The following is a 14,961-nucleotide window of genomic DNA, read 5'->3' as shown; positions in this document are numbered from 1 at the left end:
GGGCGGTGATGACATGTCGCTAAAAAGTAAACTTGGCCGGATGAAAAGCCATATGTCACTTCCGGAAGCGGAAAAAGCCGTTCTGAAAGAGGTAAAAACGGCTGAAGTCAGCTCTTCGGCCATCCCTTTTATAGAGAAATGGACGGAAAATTTCACAAGCGTATATCAAATGGATGGGACTTATTGCTTGATCAGGGAGACCATTTATCCGCTCGATTACCAGCATGGCAGCTATCGCTTCAATGAATTATTTGGGGCGGTAGAGAGCTGGAACAATAGCTTGGTTGAGCATCCCCTTTCTTGTGCAGGACATAGGGCAGAGGATCTTTTCTTTTTTGATACGGAAACCACTGGACTGGGAGGAGGTACGGGAAATACAATCTTTTTGCTTGGCTACGCCTTTTTTGAAAATGATCATGTAATCGTCCGGCAGCATATCCTGCCTGAGCCTGGAAATGAAGTTCCTCTGTATCAAAGCTTTTTGGAAAAGGTGAATTATGAAAAGCTAGTCACTTACAACGGGAAGGCCTTTGATTGGCCCCAGCTGAAAACAAGACATACTCTGATCAAGGAACATGTGCCCCGGCTTCCGGAATTTGGCCATTTTGATTTGTACCATGCCTCAAGAAGGCTCTGGAAAAATAAGCTTGAAAAAGTAAAACTATCTGCAGTGGAAAAGGATATCCTTGGCGTGCACAGAGAAAATGATATTCCTGGCTTTTTAGCTCCGATGATTTACTTCGATTTTGTAGAGCGAAAAGATCCGGAAATATTATTTGGTATTATGAAGCACAATGAAATTGATGTACTTTCCTTAATTACGCTATATATCCATCTATCCAGGCAAATTCTGCAATTGGATGGCTATAACGGAGAATCTCTTGAGGTTGCCCGCTGGCTGAAGCTTCTTGGAAATAAAGATGCAGCCCGCCATGCGTATGAGTCTGCCATTATGAAAGGGACTGAGTCAGAGCAGCTGACTGCACTGCACGGACTTGCAAGTCAATGGAAAAAGGATAAGGAATATGATAAAGCACGGGAAGCATGGGAGTTCGTATCCGCTGGCGGAAATGAGCGGCAGCGAGCGGAAGCATTGATTGAGCTGGCCAAAATGCATGAGCATCGTTTCAGGGACTATGATGCAGCCTTGTCAGCTTCTTGGAAGCTCTTTGAGTTGCTCAACGGCAAAGCAAACTTACATGGTATACTTGAAAGTGATCTGGAAAAAAGAATTGGCCGCCTGCAAACAAAGAAAGAAAAAAGGAAGGCTAACCTCCTATTATCCTAAAATGAAGACAAGTTTGGAGCGACGGCGAAATGACATGAAATTGTCACTTTTATTAAACGCTTTCTTTTTCATAAAACTATTGTCGACTTTTAACAAAATGTGTAAAATGATAAACTGTGGTCAACTAATTCATTTTACAAGCGGGGCTGTTTAAAAATGTATAAAGCGGTATTAGTCTTATTCTTCATTGTTGTATGCTTAACGGCAATTCTATTTTCAACCTTAAAAGAAAACTTTTATTCTTTCTTATAAATAGGTGCTTTAATTAGTACATGTATCCCCATTTCGTCATAGTCTGTTACTGTAATACAAAACCTGGCGAAAGGGGATTTATTAATGGAAATGTATAAAATGTCCGGCAGCTGCTGCGGTAAAAAACCGTCCGGTGTAATGGGAGCATATACTAAGCCGATGGGTATGACACCGGGGGTAATGGGAGCACAAGCTGGTCCTGCGTATCCGCCAACAGGTGTAATGGGGGCACAAACAGGTCCTATGGGTATGGCACCGGGCGTAATGGGAGCGCAAACTGGACCTGCATATGGCGGTCCAACTCAGGTTGCTCCTGCCAACATACTTCCAACAGTAGTTCATCCAACACAAAATGTAGTAAACCAAAATGTGATTCCGCATATTGTGCCGCATGTTCATCCAACACACACTACAACGGTAAATAATCATGTCTTTAACCACCAGCATTACTTCCCTCAAACCCAATCCGTTGTCGAGACATGCAAGAATCAGCATTTTGTTTGTGGAGGTCGTCCACCGGTATCTCCGGCTATGTGCCCGCCGGTATCACCAGCTTTCTGCCCTCCAAGAAGACCGGGAATTTGCTTCTAAATAAGATGCAAGGGCGGATCTCCAGCCCTTGCTCTTTTACATAATATTAAAAGAAAGGGATGTAGTTTTCGATGAAGGTTCTATACTTGACGGGCTACAAACCTTTTGAATTAGGCATTTTTAAAAATGATCATCCAGGGGTAAAATATATTCAAAGCGCAATAAAACAGCGAATTGCTTTATTTGCCGAGGAAGGCCTGGAATGGGTTATTATCAATGGACAGTTAGGTGCAGAGCTATGGGGAGCGGAGATGGTTCTGGAACTGAAAGAGGAATACAGCCAGCTGCAGCTGGCAGTTCTGACTCCTTATTTGAACCAGGAAGAATCCTGGAAAGAGCATAATCGAGAATATTATGAAAGTGTGCTTGCTCAGGCCGATTTTGTCGATTCCATATCTAAAAAGCCATATGAAGGTCCGGCCCAATTACGGACGAAAAGTATGTTCATGCTTCAAAAAAGCGATGGTATGCTGATTGTCTATGATGAAGAAAAGGACGGCTCGCCCAAATATGTCTATAAGGACGCAAAAAGACTAAGTGAATCAGGCGAATATCATGTTTTTCAGATCACGTTTGATGATCTCCAGCAGGTAATTGAAGATCAATCTCATGATGATTGGAACTAATACTAAAATGTTTTCCGTATCATTCGTTGACAAATTCCCCGCTTTTTGAAAAAATATAAGAAAAGACGTTTGGCGAAAGTATTGAGGTGGGTCTTATGCTATCTGATAAGATAAAATTAACTGCAAAAGATATTCTTGAAAAAGATTTTAAAACAGCGATGCGAGGCTATAAACAGGAAGATGTGGATCAATTTTTAGATCTGATAATAAAAGATTATGAAGTGTTCCATCAGGAAATTGAAGATCTCAGGCAGGAAAACCTTCGCTTGAGGAAGCAGTCAGATGATGTATCCAGACGCCAGGTCCAGCAGACTCCCGGTGCAGCGCCTGGAACAACAAACTTTGACATACTTAAAAGGCTGTCGAATTTGGAAAAACACGTTTTCGGAAACAAGCTTTTTGATTAATGGGTGCTGGCCTTATTTACCATTGCACGTTTAGCGATTGTCCTATATAATCAATTATGTTGTGTTTAACGTTTGGGTAATTGCTGCAGCGTTTACGCTGTAGAGGAAAGTCCATGCTCGCACAGGCTGAGATGCCTGTAGTGTTCGTGCCTGGCGAAAAAATAAGCCAGGGCAGCATTTGATGCTGACGGCCGGGAAAATGCCTAAGTTCATTATGAATATGGCATGAATACCTATAAAAGTGCCACAGTGACGGAGCCTTTCCAGAAATGGAAAGGGTGGAACGAGGTAAACCCCACGAGCGAGAAACCCAAATTTTGGTAGGGGCACTTTCTTCCTTGGAAATGAACGAGGAGAAAGACAGGCATATATTATGCCTGTAGATAGATGATTACCACCTGAGTACGAGATGAGCAATCGTTTGCAGTACAATGGTACAAAACATGGCTTACAGAACGTTAACAAACACATTTATAATTGAAGATAATTGCCTTATAATAAACCCTGTCAGCTTAATTGGCAGGTTTATTTTTTTTATAGGAGCAATAGAAGGAAAGTGCAATGAAAGACAAGTGTCATGAAGTGCTCCTCACCTTTAGCGGATAAGATTTAGAAGCTGCAGGTTTTTTTACTATTCCTGCATCCCTATGGTTTTAGCTGCACCTAAATTGCATTTGTTCCAAAAACAACATTCCCCCAACCCTTTTAAACGAATATCGACATTTTTATGAAAATCGTCCCGATAATTTGAAAAACGTACATATATAATAAATAAAATACATTTTCATTATTGGTATAATGTTTGAGGGTACACAGTTTTGATGTGGGGGAATGCATCGGTGGTTGGAAATCATTCATTTTTAGGACTTGGAGATCAGTACTCTTTAGCTGAACTGGTTTATGATCATATGCAAGAGGGTGTCCTGGTCTTAAATGATACAGGTGAAATTGTTGATAGTAATAGCTCTGCAGAGAAAATTACGGGCTATTCCGGAAAAGAACTCGCAGGTATTCATTTTCAAAGGCTTTTTTACTTTCATCAGGAATACAGCAGCATTTGGAACAAGATTGTAAAGATTAATAAATGGAGCGGCGAAACCGAGAAGGTACGCAAAAATGGAGAAATATATACAGATAGAATGAAGATCCGAAAAATTGACAAAGATTTACATAATGTTTTTTTTCTCGTAATTTTTGAAGATATATCACCTCAAAAAAAATCCGAAAAAGAATTGCGTTTGGCTGACAAAATTTTTGAAAATATTAGTGAAGGAATTCTCTTCACTGATGCTAAAGGCAGAATTCTGTCGGTAAATCCTGCATTTCAAATTGTAACAGGTTATACTGAGGAAGAAGTGATTGGCAAAACACCCAATATGCTTCAATCGGGCCTTCATAATGACCAGTTTTACCGGGATATGTGGCGGGAAATAGGTGAAAAACGGCGTTGGAGGGGCGAAATTTGGAATAAGCGTAAAAGCGGCGAGGTATTCCCCGAATGGCTGACAATCAGTTCCATATTGGATGATGAGGGTACCCTGACGAACTATGTCGCTGTTTTTGCGGATATTTCTGACCAAAAACAGGCTGAGGAAAAGCTTCGCAAGCTAGCGCATTATGATGTGCTTACCGGTGCCGCGAATAGATACCTGCTGTATAAAAGGCTCGAACGTTTACTGATTACCGCCAAGAAGTATAATCAATTATTGGCTGTTTTATTTTTGGATTTGGACAGATTCAAGCTTATAAACGATACATTAGGGCATAATTATGGTGACTTACTTTTAAAAAAGGTATATTCCCGTTTAAAAGGCCTGCTGAAGAACAAAGATATTATCGCTCGCCTTGGGGGAGATGAATTTGTGATTGTATTGCCAAACATAAAGCATCCGAGAGAAGCGGTTTCAGTATGCAAGGACATAATAAATTCGTTTCAACAGCCCTTTCTACTGCACGAGCAGGAGGTTTATACCTCGACAAGTATTGGGGTAGGCCTTTATCCTTTTGATGGCGAAGACATTGATTCACTTATTAAACACGCTGACCGCGCCATGTACCAGGCTAAAGCAAACGGTAAGAATAATTTTGAGCTTTATCATACAGGTTTGCAAATTGAAAATGAAACAAGGCAAATGGTACTTGAAAACCGCCTCCGGAAAGCAGTTGAAAAAAAGGAGCTTTTTTTGCAATATCATCCCCTTGTAAATGTGGCTAATGGGCAGGTTGAAGGAGTAGAAGCATTGCTTCGCTGGAATTCTCCGGAACTCGGCCTGATATCACCTGCTGATTTCATCCCGATTGCTGAGGAGACTGGATTAATCGTACCTATTAGCGAATGGGTGATCAGGCAAGCCTGCGATGATATTAAAAAGCTTCATATTGTCGGGTATACTGGCCTTAAAGTCAGTATTAACATTTCCGGAATCCATTTTAATCAGGATGATTTCGTGAAAAATCTCACGAAGATTATCCAGCATACCAACATCTTTCCGCATTGCGTAGATCTGGAGCTTACGGAAAGCATCATTATGCCAAATGCCCCTGAAGCGAACAACAAACTGGTCAAGCTAAAGCAAATGGGAATAAAGCTATCGATTGATGATTTTGGAACTGGGTACTCATCGTTGAGCTATTTGCACAGACTTCCGATTGATTCATTGAAAATTGATCAGAGCTTTATAAAGAAGCTGTCGGCATACAAGGAAGATGCATCAATTGTTCAAGCTATCATTACCATGGCGCATACTCTGAATTTAGTTGTAGTAGCTGAAGGGGTAGAACAGGAAAAGCATTTGAAATTTCTGGCCAGGGAAAAATGTAATATAATTCAGGGGTTTTATATTACAAAGCCATTATGTTGGGATGATTTATTAGTATTTTTAGAAACTTGGGATCCACAAGCAATAATGAAATAGGGTGATTGATTGAAAACATATGATTTAATCGCAACTTCAGCAATGGGACTTGAGTCCATCGTTGCAGGCGAGGTCAGAAAACTGGGCTATGAATGTGAAGTAGAGAATGGAAGAATCAGCTTTAAAGGTGACGAGCAAGCCATCGCAAAGTCAAATCTCTGGTTAAGGACTGCAGACCGTGTGAAAATTAAGGTCGGTGAGTTTAAGGCAAAAACATTTGACGAACTCTTTGAAAAAACAAAGGCTCTGGATTGGGAAAGATATTTACCGGAGGATGCGGAATTCCCTGTTTCAGGGAAATCAGTAAAATCAACGCTTTATTCTGTCCCTGACTGCCAGGCAATAGTTAAAAAAGCCATTGTAGACCGGTTAAAAAAGCAGTATAGACGTGACAGCTGGTTTGAAGAAACAGGTGCTTTGTATAAAATTGAGGTCGCTATCCTAAAGGATACAGTAACCCTAACCATAGACACCAGCGGAGCAGGGCTGCATAAACGCGGCTACCGGACTGGACAAGGGGAAGCTCCATTAAAAGAAACACTGGCGGCGGCACTTATCATGCTGACAAACTGGCATCCGGACCGCCCTTTTATCGATCCGTTCTGCGGTTCAGGAACAATACCGATTGAAGCAGCGCTGATCGGACAAAATATAGCTCCTGGATTCAATCGCGAGTTTGCGTCGGAAAAATGGAAATGGATGAGTCGAAAGGTATGGGATGAAGTGCGTATCGAGGCTGAGGATCTTGCAAATTACGACCAGCCGCTGGATATTGCCGGTTACGATATAGACCATAAAATGGTCGAAATTGCAAAGAACAATAGTATTGAAGCCGGCCTTGGGGACCTGCTGCAATTTAAGCAAATGCAAGTCAGCGATGTGACATCCAGAAAGGAATACGGTGTCATTGTCGGAAATCCGCCTTATGGAGAACGTCTCGGCGAAAAACAAGCTGTTGAACACATGTATCGCCAAATGGGAATAGCGTTTGAAAAGCTTGATACATGGTCGGTTTATATCATAACCTCCCACCCTGATTTTGAAAAATTTTATGGAAAGCAAGCCACAAAAAAGCGCAAGCTGTTCAATGGCTTCATCCGAACCGATTACCACCAGTTTTTCGGGCCAAGGCCGCCGAGAAAATAATATTGTATGTATACAGTCCTCAGATCCTGCATAAAATGAGATTATCTTTTTTTATCGGGAAGGAGCGGTCCTATGTACGCAAGAATGGCGGATTTTGAAATGATTACTAAGGCACTGTATACTTCATATGAAAAAATCAGACTGGAAGGAAACTGTGATAAAGGGATAGACGGACTGAAGGAAGCGGAAAAAAATATGCTTCAGGCATTATCCTTCCAGCTTCAACAGCAGAATACTCCCGATTAGGGTTTTGAAAAATTCAAGGCTTATTTCGGCTAATAAAGCAGCGCATGTTTTCTCCTGGCGCCAAAAATATGCATAAAACCTTGCCTTACCTTTGGTAAGGTTTTTTCTTGACTATCAAGCGAGATTCAGCAATAATGTAATTTTATGCCTAAGGTTATTAGCCCCCGAGATTTATTGGGGTTTTATAAAAAGGGGAGAATAGAATGCTTCAAACATTGCCTTTTACAGTCACAAAAACGGATTCCTTTTATGAAAAATTCTCCGAATGGATTGGCGATGTCTTTTACGATATTCTGCCGGAAAAAGGATTTGAACTCCGAGACGAACAGGTCTTTATGGCTTTTCAGCTGGAAAAAGCCTTTAAGGATAAGCAAGTCATCTTTGCCGAAGCAGGTGTCGGCACAGGAAAGACCCTTGTTTATCTGCTTTATGCCATCTGTTACGCACGATATACAAATAAGCCCGCCATCATTTCTTGTGCGGATGAAACTTTGATTGAGCAGCTGGTCAAGGAAGAAGGAGATATAGCGAAAATCAAGAGTGCCTTAGATATCTCGGTTGACGTTCGCCTTGCAAAATACCATGACCAGTACCTGTGCTTGAAAAAGCTGGAGTATGCTGTGTCAAATGAAGATTCCGAATCAATCGACCGCCTTTATGATGAGCTGCCGGGATTCGTTAATGAAGGAAGCTCAATGGCATCGTACACACCCTATGGGGATCGTAAAGAATATCCTTATGTTAATGATGAGGATTGGTCGAAGGTTGGCTGGGATCAGCTCCAAAATTGCTTCAGCTGTGAGAAACGGCATCGCTGCGGCCAGACATTGTCTCGGGATTATTATCGGAAAGCTGCCGATCTGATTATTTGCTCACATGATTTCTTTATGGAGCATATTTGGACAAAAGATGCCAGAAAACGAGAAGGTCAGCTGCCGCTGCTGCCCGAACACAGCTGCGTTGTTTTTGACGAAGGCCATCTCCTGGAGTTTTCGGCCCAAAAGGCGCTTACCTATAAAGTTGCTGACAACACGCTATCCGCGGTTTTGCAGGGATTGATGGCAAACGATGTCCGCGATGAAACGTTATACATCATTGAGGACTTGATTGACATGAATGAAGAGTTTTTCTCTCTTTTGCAAAAACACTCAATGCCTGTAACCGGGTCCAATCGCCACAAGATTCTTACATCAGAAACTTTGATGAAAAGCGGGAAATTTCTTCACCGAAAAGTGGAAGAATTAGAAGAAAGCCTTGTCTTCGAAGCAGAAATGTACACAATAAATGAGTATGATCTAAAGGTAACTGAGGAGTTTTTGGAGCAGTTTGGCTATTCTTTGTCACTTTTCTTAAAGGATAATAAAGCGGTTAGCTGGTTTGAACAGCATGCCCAGTCGAATACTCTTGTTATCATGCCGCGCCTGGTGAAGGACATATTGGGTGAAGAAGTATTTTCAAAGAAAATTCCATATGTTTTTTCGTCAGCAACGCTATCGGAAGATAAGTCTTTTGACTATATCGCAAGCAGTCTTGGGATTCACGACTATTTGAGTTTTAGCGTTGAATCTCCTTTTGATTACGACGAAGTTATGCAAATGAACTTGCCTGAATTTAAGGCGGATGACAGGGAAAGTAAACTGGAATATGCACTGAACAGCATTTCTTCATATGAAGGGCGGACATTAATACTGTTTCGTTCGAAGGAAGATTTGCAATGGTTTAAGGAAAATGCGGACAGCAGTTCACCGTATCCATTTTATTATGAAGGTGACATGGAAATCAGCGAGCTGGTAAGAAGGTTTCAGGAAGAGGAGCATTCCGTGCTGCTTTCCTACCATCTCTGGGAAGGGCTGGACATCCCAGGGGAGTCGTTAAAAAATGTGATAATCTTTTCACTTCCATATCCTCCAAATGATCCGGTGTTTGAAGCGAAAAGACAATCGGCGGCTAATCCGATTGAAGAAGTAGATCTGCCATACATGCTTCTCCGGCTGCGGCAGGGTATTGGACGGCTCATCCGTACGACTCAGGATGAAGGGGCCGTGCATATCTTGCTTCCGGCTGAATTGGATGATCACACTGCTGCCAAAATGAGGGCTGTACTGCCAACCGTTTAGAACAAAGATATTTTTAAATCTTGGAAGTAATGACCTGTACCCTGATTTTTAGGGGTGCGGGTCTTTTTATGCAGAAATTAATTATCTCCCGCTATTCCTTATTTTCATTTTCCATGTTTTCCAGGCAAGGGAAACAGCACAGTTCACCGTTTTTGCCAAGCTTTTCTCCGTCCAGAAAACCATCTCTGCAGTAAATAGCCCTTTCACAGCAATTGCACTTCCCGACTAATTCGATCATGCTGGTTCCTCCTCTAAACAATTTTTTTAATCGTAACATGAAATAGAAGTAGTAAGAAATATTTTAATAATGAAAATTCACGAATAAACCATGGATAAATTTTTTGCCTGTTATGATAAAATGAAAAAGGTTGAAAGGAAAAATAAGGTTTTAAAATAGCCTATCAGAAGCTGAGCGGGCTGGATCAGTTAATGGGAAGTCAGGAATATTGAAGCACTCCTGACGCTAAGAATAGGGGGAGTTTTTGTGTCTATTGAGAAGGTAAAAAAAGAATTTGCTGAGTATGTTAAGAAAATGTCAGCTTATAATGAGGCACTTGGGCTGGTGTATTGGGACATGCGGACGGGTGCACCTAAAAAAGGGATTGAACAAAGAGCAGAGGTAATCGGCATTTTATCCTCCGAGGTTTTCAGCATGTCTACAAGTGAAGAAATGGCTTCGTATATTGCCAGGCTATCAAATGAGGAAGCTAACAGCAAGCTGGATAAAATCACGAACAAACTGGTTCAGGAATGTAAAAAAGAATATGAAAGAAACAAGAAAATCCCTGCTGACGAATATAAACAATATGTTGTCCTGCAGTCAAAATCTCAGGCTGTCTGGGAAGAGGCAAAGGAAAAATCTGATTTTAGCCTTTTTCAGCCATATTTGGAGCAAATCGTTGCTTATATGAAAAAATTTGTGTCCTATTGGGGATATGAAAATAACAAATATGACACTTTACTGGATATGTATGAGCCGGGTATGACGGTTGAAATTCTTGATAATGTATTTGGTAAGCTGCGGGAAAGAATTGTACCATTAGTGAAGCAAATTGCAGATAGTTCGAATAAGCCGGAAACTGCTTTTTTATATAACAGGTTTCCTAAAGAGAAACAGCGGGAGTTCAGCCTCGAAATCCTGAAAGAGCTTGGATATGATTTTGAAGCGGGGAGGCTCGATGAGACAGTTCATCCTTTTGCCATTGGACTGAATCCAGGGGATGTAAGGATTACAACAAAGTATGACGAAAATGATTTTAGGACTGCGGTTTTTGGAACAATACATGAATGCGGCCATGCTGTTTACGAGCAGAATATTGCTAAAGAATTGACGGGGACGCCGCTTGCAGACGGAACGTCCATGGGAATTCATGAATCACAATCGCTTTTCTTTGAGAACTTTGTCGGCAGGAATTTCAGTTTTTGGGAAAAACAGTACGATTCCCTTAAAGCATTCTCAGGGGACCAATTCGCACAGGTCGATGTTACGGATTTTTACAGGGCAATCAATGAGTCAAGACCATCATTAATCCGGATTGAGGCAGATGAATTGACATACCCGCTACATATTATGGTCCGTTACGAAATTGAAAAAGCCTTGATTAATGGTGAGCTTCAGGTAAGAGATCTGCCGGCCGTATGGAATCAAAAATATGAGGAATATCTAGGAGTCCGTCCGGAAAATGATGCGCAGGGAGTGCTGCAGGATGTTCATTGGTCAGACGGCAGCTTTGGCTATTTCCCATCTTATGCTCTAGGGTACATGTATGCAGCTCAGTTCAAGGCTGCTATGATAAAGGACATTCCGAATTTTGATGATTTATTGAAAGCAGGGAATATAGCGCCGATTAAAGACTGGCTGACAGAAAAGGTCCACAAGTACGGAAAAACAAAGCAGCCGCTCGAGATTTTGCTGGATACTACTGGGGATGGACTAAATGCCAATTATTTAATCGACTATCTTGAAGAGAAATACAGGAGCGTTTATAAGCTGAGGTAATGAAAGCTAAGGTGAATCCCGAATGAAACTATTTCTTCCAGCTCTGGCCATTCTGTTTGCGGCTATTTTATGGGGCGCAATTGGGATATTCGTTAAAGGCCTTGCGGAAGCTGGCTTCTCTTCCATGGAGATTGTTACAGTAAGAGTTATAGCATCCAGTGCCTTTCTTCTCATTATCGGGCTGATAAAGGACAGAAGATTGTTAAGAATTAATTTAAAGGATATTTATCTATTTATAGGAACAGGGATTTTAAGTATCGTTTTTTTTAATTGGTGTTATTTTACCGCAATGAACATGCTTTCGATTTCTGCGGCTGTTATTCTCTTGTACACTTCGCCTGTGTTTGTGATGGTTCTCTCGGTACTTTTTTTAAAAGAGAAATTCAACTCCAGAAAACTAGTCCTCCTTTGCTGTACGCTTGCGGGCTGTTTTCTGGTAACAGGAGCACTTGATTCAGGAATGCAGCATGGAAATCCAATTGGATATCTGGCTGGACTCGGTTCAGGACTAGGGTATGCTTTGTACAGTATTTTTGGCAAAGCAGCACTGGGTAAGTACCAAACCTTTACTATTACTGCTTATACGTTTTTTGTAGCAAGTTTATTTCTGCTTCCGGTTACCCGGATTTGGACAAAAGCGCCAATCTTTTTTGACATGGGAATAGTGCTCAAGGTTCTGGGATTAAGCCTGCTGTCAACAGTACTTGCGTACCTCTTGTATACTTGGGGCCTGAAGGCAATGGATAGCAGCAAAGCAGCAGTCCTGGCCACAATCGAACCTGTAACTGCAATGATCATTGGTTTTGCTTTCTTTTCTGAATCACTTTCCCTGCTGCAATTAACTGGAGCAGGGGTTATTCTTCTGGCTGTTGTTTTATACAGCAGAAGGGACCCAGTTACAGAAAAGAAAGAGATTGGCACCATAATCTAATTTTATCTGAAACTCCTAATCATCTTTTGTTCGGCAGCAGGTGATGGGGGAGATATTTCGAATCCAACACAAAAAAGCAGATCGAGTTTGATCTGCTTTTTTGTGTAAAAGATATGAAAGTATGCTTTTTTTACCAAAGTTTATATCCTTTTGATCCTGGAGGTGCATTTTGAATCATATCAATAAACGGAATTGTATATGCGAATAGGATGAGAACAACTGTGATACCAAGCCATAGTTTCCAGTTTTCGAATACCATAGGAGTCTTTTCAGCGGCATCAGCAACTTCACCAACAGGGAATTCCTGCTCGCCTTTAGGTGCAAAGAAAGCAAGGTTTACGAAGATATACAAAACTAAGATGATACCAATGAAAAGAATAGTTCCGCCAACTGCCTGGGCAATTTGGTAAGGAATCCAGTCAGTAGCCTGTGCAGCATCACCATAAGTTGAGAAAGATGAACGGCGAGGCGCTCCAAGAAGTCCTGCAGCATGCATCGCACCAGACATAAATGTCATACCAACGGACCAAACAATTGCCTGAATAATTGCCAAACGGTTCATTTTCTTTGTTAATACCCTTCCAGTTAAGTGAGGTACCAGCCAGTAAGAGATACCAAAGAATGTTAGGACAACAGCTGTAGCCAATGTTAAATGGAAGTGACCGGTTACCCAAATGGTATTATGGACAACCTGATTTAATTGGTGAGAAGCGTTAACCATACCGCCAGCTCCTGCAGGAATGAAAGATACCATTCCGATAAAAGGAACTACAAATCTAGCATCACCCCAAGGCAATTTCTTAAGCCAGCCGAACAAGCCTGTTGCTCCCTGAGAGCGGCCGTACATTTCAAATGTCCCAAACATAGAAAAAGCAGTCATCAATGAAGGGATTACTACAAGGAATGTTAATATTACTTGCAAGAACTTCCAAGCTGGATCAATACCTGGCTCCATCAGCTGATGGTGGAAACCGACAGGGATTGAGAAAAGCAAGAACAGAATGAAAGACATCCGAGCTAAAGAATCAGAGAAAATTTTCCCGCCGATGATTTTTGGAACAATAGCATACCAGCACATATAGGCAGGAAGAAGCCAAAAATATACGAGCGGATGGCCAAAGTACCAGAAAAGAGTACGGCTGATTAAAACGTCGATAGTATCTACTAAACCTAATGACCAAGGAAGCATTTGCAGAAGAACGGTTGCTGCTACCCCAATTGTGGCGACAATCCACATGAGAGTATTTACCACTGCCATAAAGCTTAATAGCGGGCTAGGCTTGCCAGGATTAGTCTTCCGCCATCTAATGTAAGATGTAATCATCGCACCTCCGGCAATCCAGCTTCCGACAACCACTAGTGTTAAACCTATATAGAAAATTGGATGGGCCATTAGAGGCGCATAGAATGTGAAAAGTACGGAAGCTTCATTAAGCAGAACCATTGCAGCTGCCATGGCAGTACCGATCGTCATTGTCCAGAAACCGATCCAGCCGGCTTTCCGGGCGCCGTCTGATAAAGTTCCGGCAGTGCGGCTTATGACCGCGAATTGAAATCCTAAAATAAAGAAAGTAGTTAATACAAGTCCTAATAATACGCCATGAACAGTCAATACTTGATAGTAGCCGATTCCGAATGGCAATTCTAATTTGCCTGAACGGACCAGAACCTGAAGCAAACCGGCAAGCCCTCCAAGTGCCAGGGCAGTGAATGCTACATAAAAGTGTGCCATCGAAAGCTTGGCATCACGCGGATCAACTTTTACTTTTTCAAAAGAGCTTATCATTTTTCAACCACCTCAATTCGGGAGTTCATCATATGGTGACCTGCTCCGCAATATTCGTTACATAAAATCAGGAATTCTCCCGTTTTATTGAAGATAGCTACCTTTTCACTTACGAAACCTGGTTCCAGCATCATGTTAATGTTTGTTCCGGCAACTTCAAATCCGTGGATTACATCCTTTGTGGTTGCAATAACTTTCACTGTAGAACCTTTTGGAATTTCTACTTTACCCGGGTTATACGCAAATGCCTGTGCTACAAATACAAGTTCATAATCCCAATCCTTGCCCTCTACCTTATGAAGTCCAGGCTTGTCGAATGGTTAAGTTTGGTCAATCTTTCCAGGATCAATCGTAGTTAAACAGCTTGGCGGCTGATTGCCCATATAGAAAGCGCTGACACCAAGGACTGTTAGAAAAACAAGCAATGATCCAATCCCGAAAATGAGCCATATTTTTTCAAATTTATGCATATGCATGGCTTTTTCCCCCTAAATTCTCTTTATAGACGATCTAGAAATAAGAAATATACACTAACCCAAGTAATAATCAAAATCAATCCAAGCGTGAACACGGAAGCCAGAGTCCCTTTTAGGGATGAGTGGTCGTCGACTGTTGTTTTTGTTTTATTTTTTAATTGTGGCTGTGCCATTCTTTTCA

13 protein-coding genes, 1 other RNA gene and 1 pseudogene are annotated in these 14,961 nt (G+C 41.5%); 11 read left to right on the top strand and 4 right to left on the bottom strand.

Going from position 1 to position 14,961, the window contains the following annotated elements; genetic code table 11:
- Positions 1–13 precede the first annotated feature (13 nt).
- The 9 genes from CVD28_RS17695 to CVD28_RS17660 all read left to right on the top strand — a co-directional run bounded on the left by CVD28_RS17695 (position 14) and on the right by CVD28_RS17660 (position 9,588).
- Entirely contained in the window at positions 14–1,288 is a 1,275-nt protein-coding gene (locus CVD28_RS17695) for a ribonuclease H-like domain-containing protein (protein WP_101594442.1), read from the top strand.
- A 336-nt stretch (positions 1,289–1,624) separates the two neighbouring features.
- A complete protein-coding gene (locus CVD28_RS28865) occupies positions 1,625–2,131 on the top strand; it encodes a spore coat protein (protein ID WP_257985907.1) in 507 nt (168 codons plus the stop codon).
- 71 nt (positions 2,132–2,202) lie between these two features.
- Positions 2,203–2,757 (top strand): DUF1273 domain-containing protein, encoded by a 555-nt coding sequence (locus CVD28_RS17685; RefSeq protein WP_101594440.1) that lies wholly within the window; start codon positions 2,203–2,205, stop codon positions 2,755–2,757.
- A 95-nt stretch (positions 2,758–2,852) separates the two neighbouring features.
- Positions 2,853–3,164, top strand: coding sequence for a cell division regulator GpsB (gpsB, locus tag CVD28_RS17680; RefSeq protein ID WP_101594437.1), 312 nt, complete (start codon positions 2,853–2,855; stop codon positions 3,162–3,164).
- A 68-nt stretch (positions 3,165–3,232) separates the two neighbouring features.
- Positions 3,233–3,620: RNase P RNA component class B (gene rnpB, locus CVD28_RS17675), an RNA gene on the top strand.
- Between the two features lie 383 nt (positions 3,621–4,003).
- Positions 4,004–6,079, top strand: coding sequence for a sensor domain-containing protein (locus CVD28_RS17670; RefSeq protein ID WP_257985906.1), 2,076 nt, complete (start codon positions 4,004–4,006; stop codon positions 6,077–6,079).
- A gap of 9 nt (positions 6,080–6,088) precedes the next feature.
- Positions 6,089–7,225, top strand: a complete 1,137-nt coding sequence (locus CVD28_RS17665) for a THUMP domain-containing class I SAM-dependent RNA methyltransferase (RefSeq protein ID WP_101594434.1) — start codon at positions 6,089–6,091, stop codon at positions 7,223–7,225.
- A 72-nt stretch (positions 7,226–7,297) separates the two neighbouring features.
- On the top strand, positions 7,298–7,471 hold the full coding sequence (locus CVD28_RS28210) for a hypothetical protein (RefSeq protein ID WP_180954208.1): 174 nt from the start codon (positions 7,298–7,300) through the stop codon (positions 7,469–7,471).
- A 203-nt stretch (positions 7,472–7,674) separates the two neighbouring features.
- On the top strand, positions 7,675–9,588 hold the full coding sequence (locus CVD28_RS17660; RefSeq protein ID WP_101594432.1) for an ATP-dependent DNA helicase: 1,914 nt from the start codon (positions 7,675–7,677) through the stop codon (positions 9,586–9,588).
- 91 nt (positions 9,589–9,679) lie between these two features.
- Here the strand turns inward: CVD28_RS17660 and CVD28_RS28205 are convergent, their stop codons facing one another.
- Positions 9,680–9,826, bottom strand: a complete 147-nt coding sequence (locus tag CVD28_RS28205; protein ID WP_180954207.1) for a hypothetical protein — start codon at positions 9,824–9,826, stop codon at positions 9,680–9,682.
- A 294-nt stretch (positions 9,827–10,120) separates the two neighbouring features.
- On the opposite strand from CVD28_RS28205, the gene CVD28_RS17655 reads away from it, so the two are divergent.
- Both CVD28_RS17655 and CVD28_RS17650 read left to right on the top strand, forming a co-directional pair.
- Positions 10,121–11,587, top strand: a complete 1,467-nt coding sequence (locus CVD28_RS17655) for a carboxypeptidase M32 (RefSeq protein ID WP_101594693.1) — start codon at positions 10,121–10,123, stop codon at positions 11,585–11,587.
- 22 nt (positions 11,588–11,609) lie between these two features.
- Positions 11,610–12,518, top strand: a complete 909-nt coding sequence (locus CVD28_RS17650; protein ID WP_101594430.1) for a DMT family transporter — start codon at positions 11,610–11,612, stop codon at positions 12,516–12,518.
- 130 nt (positions 12,519–12,648) lie between these two features.
- Here the strand turns inward: CVD28_RS17650 and CVD28_RS17645 are convergent, their stop codons facing one another.
- The 3 genes and pseudogenes from CVD28_RS17645 to CVD28_RS17635 form a co-directional block, all read right to left on the bottom strand.
- On the bottom strand, positions 12,649–14,304 hold the full coding sequence (locus CVD28_RS17645; protein ID WP_101594428.1) for a b(o/a)3-type cytochrome-c oxidase subunit 1: 1,656 nt from the start codon (positions 14,302–14,304) through the stop codon (positions 12,649–12,651).
- Positions 14,301–14,780 (bottom strand): annotated as a pseudogene (locus CVD28_RS17640) (cytochrome c oxidase subunit II). Before CVD28_RS17640 ends, CVD28_RS17645 begins: the two are co-directional and overlap by 4 nt.
- Before the next feature lie 23 nt (positions 14,781–14,803).
- The gene (locus CVD28_RS17635; protein WP_101594426.1) at positions 14,804–14,953 is read right to left on the bottom strand and encodes a cytochrome c oxidase subunit 2A; all 150 of its coding nucleotides are present in this window, start codon (positions 14,951–14,953) and stop codon (positions 14,804–14,806) included.
- Positions 14,954–14,961: the final 8 nt, after the last annotated feature.

Origin of the sequence: Bacillus sp. M6-12 (assembly GCF_002860285.1) — a bacterium.
GTDB lineage: Bacteria > Bacillota > Bacilli > Bacillales > DSM-1321 > Peribacillus.
This window is presented reverse-complemented; position numbering and strand designations above follow the sequence as displayed.